At 69.1% G+C, this 17,564-nt stretch carries 20 protein-coding genes; 10 read left to right on the top strand and 10 right to left on the bottom strand.

Going from position 1 to position 17,564, the window contains the following annotated elements; all coding sequences use genetic code 11:
* The first annotated feature begins 132 nt into the window (after positions 1-132).
* Complete coding sequence (locus tag IEY69_RS18660) at positions 133-1,041, top strand: hypothetical protein (RefSeq protein ID WP_189074647.1); 909 nt, start codon at positions 133-135, stop codon at positions 1,039-1,041.
* Between the two features lie 644 nt (positions 1,042-1,685).
* Entirely contained in the window at positions 1,686-2,462 is a 777-nt protein-coding gene (locus IEY69_RS18655; RefSeq protein WP_189074646.1) for a DUF1963 domain-containing protein, read from the top strand.
* Positions 2,463-2,495: 33 nt separating this feature from the next.
* On the opposite strand, the gene IEY69_RS18650 is transcribed toward IEY69_RS18655, so the two are convergent.
* Positions 2,496-2,699 (bottom strand): hypothetical protein, encoded by a 204-nt coding sequence (locus IEY69_RS18650; RefSeq protein WP_189074645.1) that lies wholly within the window; start codon positions 2,697-2,699, stop codon positions 2,496-2,498.
* 113 nt (positions 2,700-2,812) lie between these two features.
* Between IEY69_RS18650 and IEY69_RS18645 the strand changes: the two genes are divergently transcribed.
* On the top strand, positions 2,813-3,178 hold the full coding sequence (locus IEY69_RS18645; RefSeq protein ID WP_189074644.1) for an HU family DNA-binding protein: 366 nt from the start codon (positions 2,813-2,815) through the stop codon (positions 3,176-3,178).
* A 58-nt stretch (positions 3,179-3,236) separates the two neighbouring features.
* Here the strand turns inward: IEY69_RS18645 and IEY69_RS18640 are convergent, their stop codons facing one another.
* Complete coding sequence (locus tag IEY69_RS18640; RefSeq protein ID WP_189074643.1) at positions 3,237-3,488, bottom strand: hypothetical protein; 252 nt, start codon at positions 3,486-3,488, stop codon at positions 3,237-3,239.
* Between the two features lie 149 nt (positions 3,489-3,637).
* Between IEY69_RS18640 and IEY69_RS18635 the strand changes: the two genes are divergently transcribed.
* Positions 3,638-5,020 (top strand): AAA family ATPase, encoded by a 1,383-nt coding sequence (locus IEY69_RS18635; protein ID WP_189074642.1) that lies wholly within the window; start codon positions 3,638-3,640, stop codon positions 5,018-5,020.
* Entirely contained in the window at positions 5,017-5,592 is a 576-nt protein-coding gene (locus IEY69_RS18630; protein ID WP_189074641.1) for a TerD family protein, read from the top strand. The genes IEY69_RS18635 and IEY69_RS18630 overlap by 4 nt, the downstream gene beginning before the upstream one ends.
* 220 nt (positions 5,593-5,812) lie before the next feature.
* Here IEY69_RS18630 and IEY69_RS18625 read toward each other — a convergent pair whose 3' ends face one another.
* A complete protein-coding gene (locus tag IEY69_RS18625) occupies positions 5,813-7,591 on the bottom strand; it encodes a hypothetical protein (RefSeq protein WP_189074640.1) in 1,779 nt (592 codons plus the stop codon).
* A 24-nt stretch (positions 7,592-7,615) separates the two neighbouring features.
* On the opposite strand from IEY69_RS18625, the gene IEY69_RS18620 reads away from it, so the two are divergent.
* Positions 7,616-7,768 (top strand): hypothetical protein, encoded by a 153-nt coding sequence (locus IEY69_RS18620; protein WP_189074639.1) that lies wholly within the window; start codon positions 7,616-7,618, stop codon positions 7,766-7,768.
* A 181-nt stretch (positions 7,769-7,949) separates the two neighbouring features.
* Here the strand turns inward: IEY69_RS18620 and IEY69_RS18615 are convergent, their stop codons facing one another.
* Positions 7,950-9,002, bottom strand: coding sequence for a hypothetical protein (locus IEY69_RS18615; RefSeq protein ID WP_189074638.1), 1,053 nt, complete (start codon positions 9,000-9,002; stop codon positions 7,950-7,952).
* 224 nt (positions 9,003-9,226) lie between these two features.
* On the opposite strand from IEY69_RS18615, the gene IEY69_RS18610 reads away from it, so the two are divergent.
* Positions 9,227-9,856, top strand: a complete 630-nt coding sequence (locus IEY69_RS18610; protein WP_189074637.1) for a hypothetical protein — start codon at positions 9,227-9,229, stop codon at positions 9,854-9,856.
* Positions 9,857-10,025: 169 nt separating this feature from the next.
* Positions 10,026-10,565 carry a DUF7919 family protein gene (locus IEY69_RS18605; RefSeq protein ID WP_189074636.1) on the top strand — a complete coding sequence of 180 codons (540 nt, stop codon included), beginning with the start codon at positions 10,026-10,028 and terminating at the stop codon, positions 10,563-10,565.
* 118 nt (positions 10,566-10,683) lie between these two features.
* Here IEY69_RS18605 and IEY69_RS18600 read toward each other — a convergent pair whose 3' ends face one another.
* Positions 10,684-11,550, bottom strand: a complete 867-nt coding sequence (locus IEY69_RS18600; RefSeq protein WP_189074635.1) for a hypothetical protein — start codon at positions 11,548-11,550, stop codon at positions 10,684-10,686.
* Between the two features lie 168 nt (positions 11,551-11,718).
* The gene (locus IEY69_RS18595) at positions 11,719-12,405 is read right to left on the bottom strand and encodes a hypothetical protein (RefSeq protein ID WP_189074634.1); all 687 of its coding nucleotides are present in this window, start codon (positions 12,403-12,405) and stop codon (positions 11,719-11,721) included.
* Positions 12,406-12,694: 289 nt separating this feature from the next.
* On the opposite strand from IEY69_RS18595, the gene IEY69_RS18590 reads away from it, so the two are divergent.
* Positions 12,695-13,198, top strand: a complete 504-nt coding sequence (locus IEY69_RS18590; protein WP_189074633.1) for a hypothetical protein — start codon at positions 12,695-12,697, stop codon at positions 13,196-13,198.
* Between the two features lie 51 nt (positions 13,199-13,249).
* On the top strand, positions 13,250-13,888 hold the full coding sequence (locus IEY69_RS18585; RefSeq protein ID WP_189074632.1) for a hypothetical protein: 639 nt from the start codon (positions 13,250-13,252) through the stop codon (positions 13,886-13,888).
* A 93-nt stretch (positions 13,889-13,981) separates the two neighbouring features.
* Here IEY69_RS18585 and urtE read toward each other — a convergent pair whose 3' ends face one another.
* The 4 genes from urtE to urtB all read right to left on the bottom strand — a co-directional run bounded on the left by urtE (position 13,982) and on the right by urtB (position 17,497).
* Entirely contained in the window at positions 13,982-14,686 is a 705-nt protein-coding gene (gene urtE, locus IEY69_RS18580) for an urea ABC transporter ATP-binding subunit UrtE (RefSeq protein WP_189074631.1), read from the bottom strand.
* Between the two features lie 75 nt (positions 14,687-14,761).
* Positions 14,762-15,532 carry an urea ABC transporter ATP-binding protein UrtD gene (urtD, locus tag IEY69_RS18575; protein WP_189074630.1) on the bottom strand — a complete coding sequence of 257 codons (771 nt, stop codon included), beginning with the start codon at positions 15,530-15,532 and terminating at the stop codon, positions 14,762-14,764.
* Complete coding sequence (urtC, locus tag IEY69_RS18570; RefSeq protein WP_189074629.1) at positions 15,522-16,595, bottom strand: urea ABC transporter permease subunit UrtC; 1,074 nt, start codon at positions 16,593-16,595, stop codon at positions 15,522-15,524. The genes urtD and urtC overlap by 11 nt, the downstream gene beginning before the upstream one ends.
* Positions 16,595-17,497, bottom strand: a complete 903-nt coding sequence (urtB, locus tag IEY69_RS18565; protein ID WP_189074628.1) for an urea ABC transporter permease subunit UrtB — start codon at positions 17,495-17,497, stop codon at positions 16,595-16,597. The genes urtC and urtB overlap by 1 nt, the downstream gene beginning before the upstream one ends.
* Between the last annotated feature and the right edge of the window lie 67 nt (positions 17,498-17,564).

Genomic DNA, 17,564 nt, shown 5'->3' with positions numbered 1-17,564 from the left:
ACCGGCACTGTACGCGACCGGCCGGGCGGACCAGGGCAGGACCAGCCATGCGCCCGGCCCATGACGCACCCGCCGGGGGCGCCCCGGGCGTTTGGCGTGCGCGCGCCGGTCACGCGCGGTACAGTTCCGGCCATGACGCGCCTCCTGATCCTCGCCGCCCTCCTGACCGGCAGCGCCGCGCACGCCGTGGACGCCAAAGCCGTGGCCGCGAAGGTGCTGGGCACCACCGTCCTCTCCGTCAGTGCCCTCACGACGAAGCAGGGCGAGTTCATCGGCGCGCTCTCCCGCGAGTACGACGGGGCGTTCGTCACGGTGAGCCTGCTGCGCAAGGTGGGGTCGCTGTACGTCGTGCAGTGGTCGACACCGACCGGGCAGGAGATGAATCAGACGCCCCCGACCATCACGCTCGGCGACGCCAACCGCGACGGCAGCCCGGAACTCCTCTGGAACTACGGCGCGTACGGCAACGCGACCGGCGGGCAGTTCTTCGAGCTGTACGACACGGCCCGCAAACGCACGTACGAGGCCAGCATCAGCGAGAACTACGGCGCGCCGGGCACCGGCACCGTGACGTACGCCCCCGCGCTGCTGGAACCCGCCAACGCGGCCCTGCTGGCCTTCGTGGTCAGCCGCGTGGAGAAGAACCCCGCCTTCCCGAAACCTGACGCCAAAGACCCCTACGGCGACATGCTCCGCGCCTGGACCGCGCAGAACGGAGCGATCAACGCCCCCGGCGCGCGGTACGTGGCGGCCAAACCCGTCCCGGCCCCCGCGTCATCGTGCGCGGACGACCCGCGGTCCCGCACGGCGAAGGTCACCCTGGGCGGCCTGACGTACCTCGCGGTGTTCAAGAGTGGCGTGTTCGTCCTCGACCCGAAGAAGAAAACGTGCGCGCTGGTGTACTTCCCGCCGGACGCGTACCAGTGGGTCGACCAGCTCAAGGTCATCGGCGCGTGGATCGCGATGCGCAACCGGGACACGCAGACATTCGTGTACTACAACCCCAAGACAAAGCAACTGAGTACCGCGGCGCCGCGCTGACCGATCCCGGCGCTACGCGGTGAGGCCCGGTCGCCCGCTGGGCGAGCGTCAGGGAACGCCGCTGCACGTCAGCGCGTACACCTGCGGATGCCCGTCCTGCCCCACCGCCGTCCCCGGAAGGTCCTGCCTGCGCTTCTGGCGGTCCTGACCGCTGTGGCCGTTGCGAACATGCAAGCTCACCGCCGCGCGCCTGACCTGGCCGTGGGCGCCTGCCCGCGGGTGGGCACGGCCCCGATGCCTGTGGCCTGTGTGCCCCTGAGTGGGCGTTGAATGGGGCCGCCACGGGCACGTGGGGGTCGAGGCGACCAGGTGATGGATGGGTCAGCCGCGCACCGCTCACAGCGCCGCGACCTGACCGGCGGCGCACCGGTGGTCCGCAAGATTCAAGAACACGCTTCAGTGGAGCCCGATATAAGCGCCCGGAAGACCTTCAGGGAGTTGGTTACTCAGGACGTTCGGCGCCAGGGTGCTGAACAGCAAGGCCATGTTGTTCGAGCGTCCGGGTGAATTCACGATATCCATGACCAATCGAATGGGGTGGACGTACAGGGGGCCGCACGGTGACGCCATTGTGCCGGTCAAGGCCAGTACGTGGGTCCCCATGTGCCGCACGGATCCGCCCGCTCGTGGGTGAGGATGGGGCCATGGCTTCCCTTCAAACGGTGCGTGATCAGGCCCGGCCCCTCCTGGCGGCGCAGCATCCCGGGAACGAGTACCTGCTCCCCCAGCTGATCAGAGGCGTGATTAACCTGACGTTCACACCACAAGATGACGCCACGCTGCCCCTGGGCACCAGCAAGGTGGGCGGGCACCCGGACCTGCGACCCGACTCGTGGCCACGCGATGCAGGCGGTCAGCCCATGACGTTCGCAGCGCAGTTCAACCTCACGGACCTCCAGGCGTTCGACGAGGACCACCTGCTCCCCCAGGCGGGTCTGCTGAGCTTCTTCCTGGGGGAGCGCGCCATGGGCGGTCACGTGAACGCGGGGCACTTCGAGGTGCGGTACGAGCCGGACCTGACCGCGGTGCGCCGCACACCCACGCCACCCGAACTGGACGTGCCACCGGACGCGCATGGCGTGGCGTTCACGGCGGGCGTGCATCCGTTCGGCTCGTTCGGGACGTGGTTGGATGACGGGACGCGCCTGACCATCCCCCAGGACCATCTGGTTGGGACACCCGCGTGGGCGGCCGTCACCGACGCGGCGGACATCACGGAGGACGCGTACCTGCTGGGCGTGGCTGCCGTGGCCCTGATGTTCCCGGACGTGACGGACGAGGACGTCACGCTGCTGACGATTCCGAACGCGGCGGACGCGTTTCCGTTCGCGGGGCCGTGTTCGTATGCGTTCGTGATCGCGCCGGGTGACCTGACCCGGGCGGCATTCAGCGCGGCGCGCCTCGTGATCGATTTCGACTGACCAGGCGCCACGCGCGGCGGGGCCGGTCCCGGGTCACGCGCGCACCCCGGCGGGCCTGGGCAGCAGGACGGTGTGCCGGGCACCGTCCGTGACCGTCACGCCGACGTGATCGCCGAGCACCACGCCCTCGGGCAGGTCCGCCAGGGGCCATACGTCCAGGCTGGTGTCCGGGAGGCGCACGCTGGCCAGGTCACCCTTGATCTCCTCCACCACGACGACCTCCAGGTCCTCACTCACGGGCGGGTGGTCCTGGGCGCGGCGGGGGCAGGCGGAGGGAGAGGGGACACCTGCGCAGCGTACCGCCTGCCACGCGCCTTGCAATTGTGCGGGCGGGCCGTCAGACTCGCGGCATGACGAAAAAATCCGCGAAAGCCCCGGCCAAACCCGCTGCCAAGAAACCCGCCGCCCAGGCGGCGCCCGCCGCGCCGAAGGCCGAGGCGAACAAGATCGCCAAGACCCAGATGGTGGACCTGGTCGCCGAGAAGACCGGCCTGACCAAGAAGCAGAGCGAGGAAGCCGTCAGCGCCGCCCTGGACATCATCGTGTCCGCCATCAAGGGCGGTCAGAGCGTGGGCCTGCCCGGCCTGGGCACCCTCAGCGTCAAGGAAACAGCGGCGCGTCAGGGCGTGCGTCCCGGGACCAGCGAGAAGATCCAGATTCCCGCCGGCAAGAAAGTCGCCTTCAAAGTCGCCAGCACCCTCAAGGGCACCCTGTAACCAGCGGATTGATGAGCGCCCCCTGTCCCTCACGGGCGGGGGCGTTCCGTTTGGTGAATCACACCCGCAGAAGTGGCCCTGCAATGGCCACCAGCAGGACCACTGGCGCCGCCCAGGGCAGCCCGAAGTACAGGCACAAGGCACTCAGCACGCCGGGGAGCGTGGCCACGCCGAAGCGCGCCTGAGCCGCCTGGTCCGGGAGCAGCAGGCCACTGGTGTCCAGCCACTCGGCGCCCACCAGCGCCACCCAGGGCGCCAGCGCGGCGACGACGGGCAGCAGACCGGACGCGTGGGCCCAGACGGCCGCCACGGTCCCCCCAACGGCAGCCAGGACACTGAGGGGCCATCGAGACACTGCTGGCACGGGAAGACGCACCCGGTGGGGGCACTGGCCCCGGCGCCCCCTGATCCTGCTCAAGTCAGCCCGGAAGACCCCTGCGCTTCGATATTCTGATGTGAATGAATCCCATGCAACAACGGGCGCACGATCTGGCTGGCCAGATCGAAGCCTACGCCGCACCGGTGGCCGCAGCCGGGTACTGGACGAACCAAAAACACGATATTGAGGTCGCCGCGAAAGTCTACGCGTTGTTCCTGATGAGCGACCTCTTCTCCGCCGACGGTGTCCTGCACGCCAGGGAAATAGATCTCGGCGCGTCGTTCCTCAAAGGCACGCGCCAGGACGTCACCGACACACTGAGAAAGTACGCTGGCGTGCTCCAGCCGGTCCGGTCCCCCGACGACCTTCCCGACTTCCTCCAGGCGGCCCTGCAGTACGACGAGCACGAGCAGAAAGGCACCACCCGAACCCTGATCGGCCTGCTCGAGCAGTTCGGCACCCTGTGCATCGCCGTGGACGGGGAGAAAAGCGACGCCGAAGTCCGAGTGCTCAGCCGCCAGATCCGCCAGCTGATCGACGTGGCCGAACAGGCCCGCAGCGTCCTCCGCGCGGCGCGCGCACCCGCTGACCCGCCCCCGGTGTCCGCTGACCCGAAGGCCCGGACGCTGGAGAGCCTCCTGGAGGAACTCCGCACCATGGTCGGCCTCGAGCGCGTGAAAGATGAAGTCACGGCCGCCACGAACCTCGTGCGTGTCCGGCAGATGCGCGAGCAGATGGGCCTGCCCACCCTGCCCATGAGCCTCCACATGGTCTTCACCGGCAACCCCGGGACGGGCAAAACCACGGTCGCCCGGCTCGTGGCGCTGATCTACAAGGAACTCGGTCTGCTCAAGACCGGCCACCTGACGGAAGTGGACCGCAGCGGCCTGGTAGGCGGGTACGTCGGCCAGACAGCCATCAAAGTCAAGGAGGTCATCCAGGGCGCGCTGGGCGGCATTCTCTTCATCGACGAGGCGTACGCCCTGAAAGCCGACGGGCAGGACAGTTACGGGCAGGAGGCCATCAACACCCTGCTCAAGAGCATGGAGGACCACCGCGACGACCTGGTCGTGATTGTGGCCGGGTACACCCGGGAGATGGACGCGTTCCTGGAAACGAACCCCGGCCTGCGCTCCCGGTTCAACCGGTACATTCACTTCGACGATTACACCGGCGAGGACCTCCTGAACATCTACCAGTTCATGTGCGCCAGCAACGGGTACACCTCCACGCAGATCGCCGCCCACCAGCTCAAATCCCATTTCGCGAAGCTCTACGCCGAGCGTGACCACACCTTCGGGAATGCCCGGACGGTCCGCAACGTCTTCGAAACCATCCTCCAGCACCAGGCGGCGCGTGTGGTCACCATCCATCAGCCCACCGCGGATGACCTGTCGTTCATTGACCTGGCGGACATCGCGTGGCTGTTCGACCGCGCCGCCACCCCCGGAGGCCGCGCGTGACGGTCCACCTGACCCCCGGAGGGAACACCCCCCTGACCGCCGACCGGCCCGGCCTGAACCGCCTGCAGGTCGGGCTGGGCTGGAACTTCCCCGACGGCACCGCACCGTTCGACCTGGACGCCTGCGCCCTGCTCGTGCAGGCCAACGGCCAGGTGCGCGGGGACGCAGACTTCGTCTTTTTCAACAACCCCGCCGACGCGGCCGGGAGCGTCCGCTACGGAGGGGACAGCCTCGACGGGGCCGGCCACGGCGACGACGAGGTGCTGACCATCACCCTCGACCGCGTGCCCGCGGAGATCGCCAAGGTCGTCCTGTGCGTCACCATCCACGACGCAGCCGACCGGCACTTCGGGGGCGTGGACGGCGCGTACATCCGTCTGCTGAACCTCGACGGGGGGGAGGAACTCGCCCGCTTCGAGTTGCAGCAGGACTTCACGGGCATGACGGCCATGCTGTTCGGTGAGGTGTACCGGCACAACGGCGCGTGGAAGTTCAGGGCGCTGGGCATGGGCCTGGACGGTGGCCTGCGGGCCCTGGTCTCCAGTTTCGGCGTGAAGATCGCCGACAGCTGAGCAGCTGGGCGGACTTACTGTGATCCACACGCTCAGCTGCCCCAAAAGGGCGCGCCAAGGGTTCAATAGTTCCGTGCAGGACCTGTGGTGCGACTGAAGCGGAACGGCGCGTGGGCGAAGTCCTCCGGGTGGCAGGTGCCGCCCGTTAGCTGCCTGAAGCGCGCAGCGCGCCTGCCCGCCGTGCACCACCGATCACACGTTCATCCCACTGCGCCCTTCCCTACTCATACGGCCACGCGTCCAGGTCCTCAAGCGTCTGCGCCACCTGCCCGGCGTCATACCCCCAGGTGGCCATGCCCAGCGCCAGCTCATCAAAGTCCATCGCTTTCAACCGCCCGCCAATGTCCTCCAGCGCATCAAACCACCAGGCAGTCCGGAAGGTCCACCGGTACAGATCCGGGAGATCATCCCGATCACCGATGGCCAGGACCACCACTTCCGGGATCTCATGCATTCCGTTGTACGCGGACAGAATGACCTGAATCTCCTCAAGGCCGGCCGCGGCGCTGACCCGGCGAGCCTGAGTGAGCGGTGTCAGGACGTCTGCGGGCACCTGGTGCACGGGCCAGGGTGACTCGGCCAGCAGCGCGTCAATCCAGGCGTCATCCGTGCGGGACCGGACCACGTCAGCGGCACCCTCATCCAGGCAGGCCAGCCAGCCAGCAACCCGCGCGTCTTCCTGAGCCACGGCCCGCCTCGCGTCCTGCGTGTACTGCGCCCCGAACACGGTCAGGGGCACAGTGCGGGCACACTGCTGACTGAGCATTCGAATCTTCATGCAGACAGACCGCTCCTGTGCTGGGAGTTCATTCTCCAGGCCCAGCAGGAACGCGGCCTGAAGCCGCAGCCGTTCATCTTCAAGGGCCGTCCACCACCCCGGGCGGTTCAGGAACCCGTCAAAGCCGCCCGCAGGGTGCCGGACCCTACCCGGCAGCCTCCCCTGATCGCTCACAGACGCAACGAATGACGTGGCGATCCGGTGCAGGTGCTGCGGGCTCAGTGCCGCGTACGTGAGCAGCGCCCATAGCATGCGCGCCCCGTCGCGGGACAGCGCCTTGCTTTCATCGGACAGGTGGTGCTCGAGCCAGACGTCGATCCACGGACCGTCCCCAACCCCGTGTGGGTACAGCCGACGGAAATCCAGGTCATGCCGCGCGAGGCACGCCATGGTGTCCAGCGTGACGGCGGAGCGGTCCGTCAGCGCCGCCCGAACACGCCAGCCTCGCTGGGCAAACGCGTCGATCACGACTGGAGACACCGTGGACCGCGCCAGGGTCTCCCGGACGGATGGGCGCTGGTCCCGCATCAACACCTCGTTCACGTCGGGCGGTAGGTGCGCCCGGGCCGCCAGGTGCAGGCGAACGCGGACCACCGGGTCCCGCGCGAACGCGAGGGCCAGGTGGTCCGGGAGCCGCGGATGGTCTGCCAGCGCGCACCGCAGGTCCGTACCACGCGCTGCCAGCCGGTGCCACAGGCCAGGCGCCAGGCGTGGATTCACGGCCAGCGCCAGGTCAATGGCGCGTGACCGGCCCGCGAGCGTGGCCTGAACCGTCTCGAACGGACTGGTCTTCGCGAGGAAGGCGTTCAGCGCGGGGCGGCCGAGCGCCAGCGCACTCAGGTGGGTGTCCAGGGCAGGCGGCTCCTGCTGCAGGAGGGCCGCCCACGCCACCGCGTTGTCCCGAGTGAACACACCCAGCCGCACCGCCGGGTCCGCGTGGTGGCAGGGATGGCTGGGGTGGGCGGTGATCGCCGCGTGCGCCGTGGGGTACCGCTGTTCGAGCGTCAGGAGCAGGTCCGGGCTGAGCGTAGCGTTGTGAAGCGCCAGCAGGGCCCGTGAGCCCAGGACGATGCGGCGCAGCGTGGCGTCCGGTACCTGGGGGTGCACCGCGACCGCCTGCACCACCGCGTCATTTCGCTGCTGCGCCAGATGGTCGAGCACGGGGAGGGGGACGTCCAGCCGCCGGGCCAGTTCTGCTCGCACGCGGGGGGATGGGTCCACGCGGGCCCACGTCACATCGGCCGCATGCGCCGCGCTGCGGACGGCCTCCACGCGGCATGCGACGGCCCTGTCCCGTTCTTCCGCCTGCTGTTGGCGTTCCAACCGGGCCAGATCAAGCGCCGCGAGCTGACGGTCCTCATGTTCACGTTCCTGCAAGGCCCGGAGTCGCTCGTGTAGCACCGCAGTGAGGACATGGCGGTTGGCGCCCAGCGGGCCGCACGGTGTCACCACCCTGGGCTCCAAGTCGGGCAGCTGCGGCAATACGTCACCGGCATCTGCACCTGACGCGCGAAGCGGAACCGGCCGGGAGTACCGGGGGCATCTGGACGCTTGGCGCTGCTGACTCCCGCGGGGAGAGTCATGGTGGGCAGACGAGGCCCGCCGCGACCGTCCGGGCCTGCGCGATGCGGGCGTCCGTTTCAGCCAGCGCGGCGCGGTACTCCGCCTGGGTGGCGGTGAGGGTCGCGCCCAACAACGAAAGGGCGCGTGTGAGCGACGCGCCCGAGGTGCTGAGGTCAGCGGGCGTCAACGAGACCCGCACCTGCGAGCGGGGGTTGGCCGCCGAAACGCTGGGTGCGGCGGTCTTGACCCGGTCGAGCGCGGTCAGGACGCCCGACCCCTCCTGCTGCGCGTCGCGCGCGTCATCAGTGAGATCTTCCAGGACGCCCGCGACGTATCCGGTGAGGACGTCCCGGTCGTACCCGCTGAGTGTGTCGAGGTGATACCCCTGCACCTGGCTGACGTCGTAACAGCTGCGGGCGTCCCGCGCCGCGGTGAGCAGCGCCTCGTGGTCCGACACCACCCGGGCGAGATCCTCCGGGAGCCGTCCGCGCAGGTCCGTGAGTTGCGCCGTGACCCGCTCGGCGGCCGCCTGCAACTGCGTGGCGTCGTCTAGCGCATCTGCGGCGGCACTGTTGAGTCTCGTGACGGCCGTGGTCTGCGCCTGAACGGCCGCGGCGTCCGCGCGTCGCTGCGCGTCCTGCTGCTCAAACAGCGTGCGGGCGGCCGTGACCTGCGCGGTTAAGGTCTTGACGGCGGCGTTGTACGCGTCCGCGCTGCTGCGGGTGTACGCCGTGGTGGTCAGGCCCCCCCGCTCGGATGGGACCGTGACGCTCAGGGTGGATCCACTGAGCGTGCCGGTCCAGTTCTTCGTGTCTGTGAACCCGAGGGCGCTCTGGGTGAACTGGAAGGTGAAGGTGTTGCCCCGGCGCGTGCCTGTGAAGGGGAGCGTGGTGACCTTGAGGGTGGGGGGCGTGGCGGCCGTGCGGAAGACCTGCTGGAACGTGCCGGTGAGACGGCCGTCAACTTCGGTCCACTGGAGGACCTGCGTGGCGTTGCTGTACGTCTTGACGAAGGTGGCGGGGGCGGCGGCAGCGCTACCCAGCGCCAGGAGAACCACCAGTGTGCGCATCGCCTTCAAGGTGACAGGCCGGGCGGAAGCGGTCAACGCGGAGTGACCGAGCATGTGGGCGTCTGCGCCAATGGTGCTCCAGAGTGGGGCGGTTTCTATGGGGCGGGTCCTTGAAGTGGTGCTGCGGTCCATTCTGCGCGCGCTGGAGGTCCTGTCGGCACGGGGCGCGGCATCCGGACTCACCTGTGGCAGCGTCCGCATGCCGCGCCGGGTAGCGTGGGGGGATGACCGCTCGGCGTGGACAACAACGGATCACCCTCGGCCTGCTCCTACTGGGCGGCCTGCTGCTGGCGACGGGCGGTGTGATCGCGTTCTCTTACATTCCGTTCGGCGCGCTGCTGTTGGCACCCGCCGACACGCCCGAGACGCGTGTCACAGTGCGCCTCGTGTGGTGGGGCGTGGCCGCCGTGGGCGTCAGCCTGGTGCTGTGGGGGCGGTGGGCCGGCCAGGCCGAGCGGGCCGCGTCCGATTTGCCTGAGCCGCCGCGTCTCGGTCCTCGCCAGCGCCCGGAGCGCCCAGGTAGTCCACCCAACCCCATGCCCCGTCGACGGCCCACCACTGACCCGGGGCCGCTGCGGCGACTGACCCAGCCGGTGGAGTGGTCGGCGGGCGGCCGCGGCACGGTCTTCACGCTGGGCCTGAGCGCGGCGGACGAAACCCTGCTGCAGGAAGTTCTGCAGTCCGGTGAGGCGATCGAAGTGCCCCGGCCGTCCGGCATGTATGTCGCACGGGTGATTAATCGGGACGAGCAGCAGGTGTGGGGCGGCCCGAACGTGCCCTTCTATGTCCTCCAGCTGTGCGGAGTGCCCAAAGCAACCGAGGGGCGCCCACCGCAAGCCCAGGGACACTCCTGAAGTTCGACTGAAGACCCCCGGTCCACCACACCAGCACCCTCGTGATGCCCTCAACCTGGATATCCCCCACCGGTGGACGGACACCCGCGTTCCCCTCGCCGAGCGTGGCCTACCGTCAGACACGCCCAGGACGAAAGAAGCCCGACGCGTGCGCCGTAGAGTGAGCTGGATGCATTACCCGGACCTGGAGGAATACCGACTGGCCGACCCGAAGAGTGCGCGGTACGCATTCTTTGAGCCCGCAACTCGGAATGTCGGCTGGCTGTGGAGGGAGATTCCATTCGAGCAGGGTGCCGTTCCTGCGCAGGTCACGCGGACCTTGCGCGACGTCATCATGATGGGCGCCCTCCGCAGGGATGTGCTCCAGGCGCTGTACCCGTCCTGCACGGCACCGTCCGATTTCCGGACCCATATCGTGAGAGGTCCGGCGCTCCCCTGCCCCTTGTGTGGAGAAGAACCCGTGCTCGATCCGGGCCTCGCGCTTGCGTGGCCGACGCAGGTTGCGCTGGGCCGCTCTGAATATGCGATTCCGAATCCAGGACGCACCCTGCTGTATATCTTCCCGGACCTGGTGCTTCATGACGTGGAGGCACATGGGTACCGGCCCCCGGCGGACTTCCTGGAAGCCCTGGACGGACTTGACCTCTGTACCGGCGTGGTGGTGAACGAACTGAGAACCCGGCGTAGACCGAAACGGCGGCTTCTATAGCACGCCCATGACCTGCGTCCTGGCCCCTGCGGGCCCTTGTGGATACCGACCTGTGCTTCATGTTCCGGGCCGCAACTCCGGGCGCCGCTGGTCGTCGATCCTCCGCCTCAACCGTGCTTCACAGGAGTGGCTCGACGGCCAGGAACGTCCGGAAGGACTGCCGGCCCCACCACGCCGCGCTGTCCGTGCGGGACTGCTCGGCGTCGCGGCTCAGGTACTCCATGCGGATCTGCACGGCGTTGAAGTAGGGATCACGGCCTTCGGGATCATCGATGTAGTTGGTGGACCAGCCCTCGTGCGCTTGGATCGTGACCTGCCGCTCGAGCGCACTCACTTTCAGGCGCGTCAGGGCCCGCGCGTACGCCTCGCCGACCGCCTGGCCGCCCTGATCTGAGGCGAAGCACGTGGCGTGCAGCATGTAGAGGTTGGTAGGCTCGTCTTCGGTTGGGCAAGGCATGACCTGCAGGACGCCGTCCTGCGTCAGGGCCACCTTCAGGCGTTCGAGGACGCGCCCGGCACTCGCCTCTTGAGCGCGCTGCGTGGCGCGGGTGTTCAGTTCGGTCGTGAACGCCATGACCTTGAAGCACCCGACCGGGAGGGTGACGCCAGCGATGAGCAGGCCGCCGAAGACCAGCGCGGCTTTCTGGATGGGCATGCCGCTCGGGCGCGCCCGCTGGGGTGGCCCCGCTGCTCCCGACCCGCTGGGTGCCGTGCCAGGTACGGGAGGCGTCGGTCCCTTCCCTGCCCGGTTCCGCCAGAGTGGGAAGCCGACGGCCCAGACCGCGCCCAGGGCCGCCAGGGCCAGAGCGACGTTGCCCAGGATCTTGATGGTGTCCAAGAGGCGCGAAATGCTTGCCGCAGCCCCCGGATCACCATTGTCGTTGAACCCGCCGAAGAACAGCACGGCAAACCAGGCGATCGTGAGGACCGGCAGGGCGAGCAGCGCAAGGACGGTGAGGAGGCACCCGCCAGGATGAACACGCATGACCGCACGGTACGGGATGGGTGAGCGGCTCTACACCGCATGTCAGCACCGTTGATGCGGGCGGTGGGTTGACAATGGCTGTAGCGCCTGATGCGCCACCTCAGGTCATGGCGTCTGAGCGACTGAGTAGTCTCCCCGCCGCCTGCCGAGCAGATCCGCACGCGGGTGTCACGGTTGGGCGCTGGGCGTGAACGTGCCCCGGACCTTGTCGAAGCGGAAGTAGTAGAGCGGCAGGACGCGGCCCCGGGAGGTGACTTCTGTGTTCAGGACGGCGACGGTGATGGTGGTGCCGTGCTGGGGGAAGACGCACATGACCGAGACAGGCCCGCGGCCAAGCCGCAAGGGTTGATAGGTCTTGACCCTGGCCTGCGCGGCCTGCAGGGCCCGCGTGAGGGCAGGCGGGTCCGTGGGGTCCGGAGGGCGGAGCAGACCACTGCACGCGTCCACGATGTCATCGGTGTCGGCTCCGGGCTGGACGTAGCGCCGGCCGTCGTAGCCGAGAAAGGCGGCGGCGGGCCCGCAGGGGTAGTCCGCGCAGAGCTGTACGTGAGGTTGGACGGCGTTGACCCCGACGGTGGCCGTGCCGTTCACCGTGCGCCAGATGGCGACTTCGATGAACGCGCCGGTGCGCTCACCCCAGCGGGCGTAGGCGTTGGGGATGTCCTGCACGGTGGGGCGGTCATGCCCCGGCAGGAGGATGAGGGGGTTAAACCACAGGTCTGATTCGGGTCCGCCTGGGAGCTCTTGCCCTTCGACGCTCGCGACGGTGTTCAGGAAGGCGGGGAGTTCAAGTTTGGCCGCGGCGGCGGTGGGGATGAGGGCGATCAGGAGGACGGAGGCGTGCCAGCGGGGCATGCGCCTACTGTGTCATCACGGGGGCCTGTACGTGTCCACATCTGCCACGGGCCGCTGCGGGGCCACACCGACGGGGAGGGCCCTGCCAGCTGGAGCCGGACATTCCCCAATGTCGTACGTTCGGTCACCCGGGTGCGGGGGACACTGGGGGGACGACTCGTACGCTGTTTTATTCCGGTGGTGTCCTCGGGTGGCGCGGTACCGCTGTGAGGTGTGTGGCGGGCGGGGTGAGGCGCATCCGGTGGCGTGCCATGAACGGTGGGGGTACGCGCCGTAACCTGGAGGCCAGATGATCTTCCCGACGCTGCAGGCCGCCTTGATCGCCGCCCTTGAGGCCGGGCATGACGACCTCACCCTGCCTGGACACGCCCCAGACCATGCGGGCCTCACCATTGAGCTCAGGGAGCTCCTGACCGCTCCTGACCTCGCTCAGCTCCTTCATGCGCCTGAAGGGGACGGGGCCTTCACGGCGTACAGCCTCCATGATGATCACCTCTGGAACGCCCAGGGGCAGGACCTCGGCACCCTCTGTAAGGCCAGCGAGGAGCAGGTCCTGCACGCCGTCTTCGGGCCATTCTCTACGGTGCTGAATGCCCGCGAACGCGCGCGGTTCGCGGGCCTGTACGGTCACCACGCGTCATCCCTGAATGGGAAGCCAGTATGGGAGCGGGACGCGTACATCCGGGCCGTGAACACGCAGACCCGCACCGGCCCGCACCGGGACCAGTGCAGCGGAACTGCACCCACCCCTCGAGGAGCCCAGCGCGGTCGCCCGGGCCGTCCTGGATGCTGAGGAACACCGCGTGCGCTTGGAGTTGAAGCAGATCACGCACCTGCGGCAGCAGTGCCGGTGGTGTTCAGTGTCGCGGCCCTGTACACCGATCCGGGCCGCAACGGCGTCATCAACGTGCTGCTCGCGCAGATCACGACCCTGCCCCTCTACCTCGCGGCCCTGATCGCGACCGACGGCAGCGGCACCCGGCGCGAACGGCTCGCCCGCCCCCTGAGCGGGTACCGCCCAGCGCGACTGGTCCGCGAAGGCCCGGCGGCCAGGACGCGCCCGAACCGGCCCTGGAGCGCCGCGCTGCTGCTCTGCGTGCTGATGTGCGCCGTGTTCGGCGTGCGCTTCGGCGAGCACCTGCGCGCCCGGACCCTGGTGGCCGATCAGGCGAGCAACGTGGGCCCCGTGACCGTGCTGAACGCCGAGGGGGCGCAGATCGGCCGGATTCCCAGCGCGGGCCTCCTGCGTCCCGGCGAGAGTGTCTGCCCCAGCATCCCCGTCACCTTCACGGCGCCGGACGGCACGCGCATTCCACTGCAGATCGAGACGAACAGCGGCGACACGCTCCCGTCCTGGTCCGCGGGCAACATCATCGAGAACTCGTGGGTGTGCGACCTGTACGCGAACGAGCCGCTGACGGCACGCCTGCCCGACGCGCTGCGGGCCACCTGGACGGGCGCCACGCCACCTTCCGGGAACTGACCACGGACGCCGCCCCGGCGCCCCACCTCACGTCTGGTGTGGGTGGGGAAGCGCAGCCCCCTCCTGCGCCTCCCCACCCCCGCGCGGCCGCCTTTACACCCCCAGGTAGCGCTGCACGGCGTGGGCCGGCGTGTCGGCGGTGGCGCCGGTCTCGACGATCCGGCCCTTTTGCATGACGTAGTAGCGGTCCGCGAACGACCACGCGAAGTCCAGGTACTGCTCGACGAGGAGGACGGCGACGCGCAGTTCGGTGCGGATGCGGGTCAGGGCCACCTCAATCTCCTGCACGACGCTCGGCTGGATGCCCTCGGTGGGTTCGTCGAGCAGCAGGTAGCGTGGCTGCGTGACCAGGGCGCGGCCGATGGCGACCTGCTGCTGCTGCCCGCCCGACAGGTTTCCGGCGCGGCGGCCGGCCATGTCGCGGCAGATGGGAAAGAGGTCGTACACGAGGTCCGGAATCTCGCGTTTCGCGGTGGCGCGGCCCGACAGTGCCGGGAGGCCCATCAGGAGGTTCTCCTCGACGGTCAGGTGCCCGAACAGGCCGCGCCCCTGCGGCACGTACGCGAGCCCGCTGCGGGCGCGGGTGAACGCGGCTTCCCGCTCGACCTGCGCGCCGTTCAGGCGCACGCCGCCGCCCGTGACCGGGTGCAGGCCGGTGATGGCGCGCAGCAGGGTGGTCTTGCCCACGCCGTTGCGGCCGATCAGGGTGACGGCCTCGGCGTCCGCGATTTCCAGGTCGATGCCGAACAGCACGGGGCTCTGCCCGTACGCGGCGGTCACGCCTTCCAGTTTCAGCATGGGGGCTCCTTTGAAGGGCGGATGGCAGCAAGCGGATGGCAGAAGGCCGACAGCTGCGGGAGGAGCTTTCCGCGTTCAGCCATGCGCCATCAGCTCCCTGGGTCTTCCCAGGTAGATCTCCATGACGTCCGGGTCGGCGCGCAGGGTGTGCAGGTCGCCCTCGCGGAACACCTGTCCCTGGTGCAGCACCGTGATCGGCGCGTCCAGCAGTTCCACGAAATGCATGTCGTGGTCGATGACGAGCACGGTGTGCCGCCCGGCCAGGGTGTGGATGAGCGCGGCGGTCTGCGCGGTCTCCTGCGCGGTCATGCCGGCGGTGGGTTCGTCCAGCAGCAGCAGTTGCGGGTCGGCGGCGACGACCATACCGATCTCCAGCCACTGCTTCTCGCCGTGCGCCAGCGAGGCGGCGGGCACATCGGCCCGCGCGGTCAGGCCGGTCAGGTGCAGCAGCTCGTCGGCGCGGTCCTGTTCGGCGCGGGTGGGGGCCTTCAGGATGCCCAGCACGCCCTTGTCGCGGCGGGCGGTGAGCAGCAGGTTCTCGCGGACGCTCAGGCCTTCCAGCACGCCGGGCGCCTGGAACTTGCGGCAGATGCCGAGAGCAGCGATGCGGTGCTCCGGCAACTTCGAGATGACCTGCCCGGCGAAGCGCACCTCGCCGGTGTCGGGCCGCACCTTGCCGATCACGGTGTCGAGCAGCGTGCTCTTGCCCGCTCCGTTCGGGCCGATCAGCACGCGCAGGCTGCCCTTCGGGACACTGAGGCTGAGGTTGGTGATGGCCTTGAAGCCGTCGAAGGACACCGTGATGTCCCGCACGTCCAGCAGCGCTTCATGGGTGTCAGACGGCATCGCTCACCTCGCGTGTGACCGGGTTCTGGGGCACGGGCGCGGGCGCGGGCGCGCGGCGGCGGTTCCGGATCAGTCCGGCCACGCCCTGCGGCATCACCAGCACGACCAGCACGAACAGCGACCCCATGACGTACAGCCACGCGTCCGGCGCGGCGCTGGAGATCCGGTCTTTCGCGAGTTGCCCCAGCACCAGCCCGGCCGCAGCGCCGATCAGGCTGGCGCGGCCGCCCAGCGCGACCCACACGACGAGTTCGATGCTGAACGCCGTGCCGATCATGGCGGGCGAGATGGTGCCCAGGTGCAGCGTGTACAGCGCGCCGGACACGCCGGCGAGCAGGCCGCCCAGCATGAACGCCGCGATCTTGAACGCCGCCGGGTTGAAACCCAGGAAGCGCGTGCGGTTCTCGTTGTCGCGGATGGCGGTCAGAATCGCCCCGAACGGCGTGCGCAGCAACAGCGCCGTGCCGCCCAGCGCGAGCGCCACGAACAGCAGCGTCACCCAGTACAGGCCGTTCGCCACGTCCGGGCCGCGCAGGTTCACGCCCAGGAACGTCTGGAAGTCCGTGATGCCGTTCGTGCCGCTCGTCAGGCCCTGCGAGCCGTTCAGCCAGGTCACGAACGCCAGCAGCAGCGCCTGCGTGATGATGCTCACGTACACGCCGGTGATCCGGCGGCGGAACATCAGCCACGCGACCAGTCCGGCCGCCGCTGCCGGGAAGATCAGCACCATCGCCAGCGCGAACGGCGCGCTCGCGAACGGCGCCCAGAACCAGGGCAATGCCTCCACGCCGTTGTACAGCATGAAGTCCGGCAGTTCGCCCCTGGGGGTCGCCACGAGTTTCAGGTGCATGGCGAGCGCGTACCCGCCCAGCCCGAAGAACAGGCCCTGCCCCAGGCTCAGGATGCCCGCGCGGCCCCACACGACCATGACGCCGACCGCCGCGATGGACAGCGCCAGCACCCGCCCCAGCAGCGTGAGCGGGTACGCGCCCAGGTACAGCGGCGCGAACGCCAGGGCGATCAGCACGGCGATCACGGCCATGGTGGAGGTAGACAGCTTCATCACGCTTCCTCCAGTGCCCGTGATTTCGTGGGAATCAGGCCGCGCGGTTTCCACTGCAGGAACGCCACGATGAGGACGAGCAGGATCGCCTGCGCGAGACTGACGCTCGTGAAGCCCTCGGCCAGCGCGGTCACGAAGCCCAGCAGCACGGCCGCGACCGCGCCGCCCAGCACGCTGCCCACGCCGCCCACCACGACCACCAGGAAGGCGTTCACGATGTACGCCGCGCCCACCGTGGGGTTCACCGGGGCGATCAGGGCGAGGCCCACGCCCGCCACGCCCGCCACGCCCGCGCCGAGCGCGAACACCAGCAGGTCCAGCGAGCGGGTGTTCACGCCGAGCGCGGCCGCCATCTCGCGGTTCTGGTTCACGGCGCGGACGTGCATGCCGAAGCGGCTGCGATTCAGCAGCCACCACATGCCGCCCAGCACGATCAGCGCCAGCGCGATCACGAACAGCCGCACGAACGGCAGGGTCACGTCGCCCAGTTGCAGCGCGCCGCCCAGCCACGCGGGGGCGGTGACGGGCACGCCGGTACTGCCGAACAGTTGCCGCGCGGCCTGTTGGAGGATCAGGCTGATGCCGAACGTGGCCAGCAGCGTGTCCAGTGGGCGGCCGTACAGCCGGCGGATGACGGTGAACTCCATGACGGCGCCCAGCAGGGCCGCGCCCAGGAACGCCAGCGGGAACGCTGCCCACAGCCACGCGTCGCCCAGGGTTGGCCCGGCCCACTGCGCCGCGAGGTACGTGAGGTATCCGCCGACCATCAGGAATTCGCCGTGCGCCATGTTGATCACGCGCATCAGCCCGAAGCTCAGTGCGAGGCCCAGCGCGGCCAGCAGCAGGATGCTGCCCACCGACAGACCCGTGAACAGCTGACCGGAAATAAACGTGAAGTCCATCTTCCCTCCTCGAAAGGGTGAGCGGGACGCAGAAGGAGCGTGAAGCTGCCTCCCGCGTCCCACTCAG

It is taken from the genome of Deinococcus sedimenti, assembly GCF_014648135.1.
Lineage (GTDB): Bacteria > Deinococcota > Deinococci > Deinococcales > Deinococcaceae > Deinococcus > Deinococcus sedimenti.
The sequence above is the reverse complement of the archived record's forward strand: the minus strand, read 5'-3'. Positions and strand labels throughout refer to the sequence as shown.

What these genes read in the sequence shown, in the direction of transcription:
- IEY69_RS18660 (WP_189074647.1), top strand. Translation starts at nt 133, where the DNA reads ATGACGCGCCTCCTGATCCTCGCCGCCCTCCTGACCGGCAGCGCCGCG.
- IEY69_RS18655 (WP_189074646.1), top strand. Translation starts at nt 1,686, where the DNA reads ATGGCTTCCCTTCAAACGGTGCGTGATCAGGCCCGGCCCCTCCTGGCG.
- IEY69_RS18645 (WP_189074644.1), top strand. Translation starts at nt 2,813, where the DNA reads ATGACGAAAAAATCCGCGAAAGCCCCGGCCAAACCCGCTGCCAAGAAA.
- IEY69_RS18635 (WP_189074642.1), top strand. Translation starts at nt 3,638, where the DNA reads ATGAATCCCATGCAACAACGGGCGCACGATCTGGCTGGCCAGATCGAA.
- IEY69_RS18620 (WP_189074639.1), top strand. Translation starts at nt 7,616, where the DNA reads ATGCGCCGCGCTGCGGACGGCCTCCACGCGGCATGCGACGGCCCTGTC.
- IEY69_RS18615 (WP_189074638.1), bottom strand. Translation starts at nt 9,002, where the DNA reads ATGCGCACACTGGTGGTTCTCCTGGCGCTGGGTAGCGCTGCCGCCGCC.
- IEY69_RS18610 (WP_189074637.1), top strand. Translation starts at nt 9,227, where the DNA reads ATGACCGCTCGGCGTGGACAACAACGGATCACCCTCGGCCTGCTCCTA.
- IEY69_RS18605 (WP_189074636.1), top strand. Translation starts at nt 10,026, where the DNA reads ATGCATTACCCGGACCTGGAGGAATACCGACTGGCCGACCCGAAGAGT.
- IEY69_RS18600 (WP_189074635.1), bottom strand. Translation starts at nt 11,550, where the DNA reads ATGCGTGTTCATCCTGGCGGGTGCCTCCTCACCGTCCTTGCGCTGCTC.
- IEY69_RS18595 (WP_189074634.1), bottom strand. Translation starts at nt 12,405, where the DNA reads ATGCCCCGCTGGCACGCCTCCGTCCTCCTGATCGCCCTCATCCCCACC.
- IEY69_RS18590 (WP_189074633.1), top strand. Translation starts at nt 12,695, where the DNA reads ATGATCTTCCCGACGCTGCAGGCCGCCTTGATCGCCGCCCTTGAGGCC.
- urtE (WP_189074631.1), bottom strand. Translation starts at nt 14,686, where the DNA reads ATGCTGAAACTGGAAGGCGTGACCGCCGCGTACGGGCAGAGCCCCGTG.
- urtD (WP_189074630.1), bottom strand. Translation starts at nt 15,532, where the DNA reads ATGCCGTCTGACACCCATGAAGCGCTGCTGGACGTGCGGGACATCACG.
- urtC (WP_189074629.1), bottom strand. Translation starts at nt 16,595, where the DNA reads ATGAAGCTGTCTACCTCCACCATGGCCGTGATCGCCGTGCTGATCGCC.
- urtB (WP_189074628.1), bottom strand. Translation starts at nt 17,497, where the DNA reads ATGGACTTCACGTTTATTTCCGGTCAGCTGTTCACGGGTCTGTCGGTG.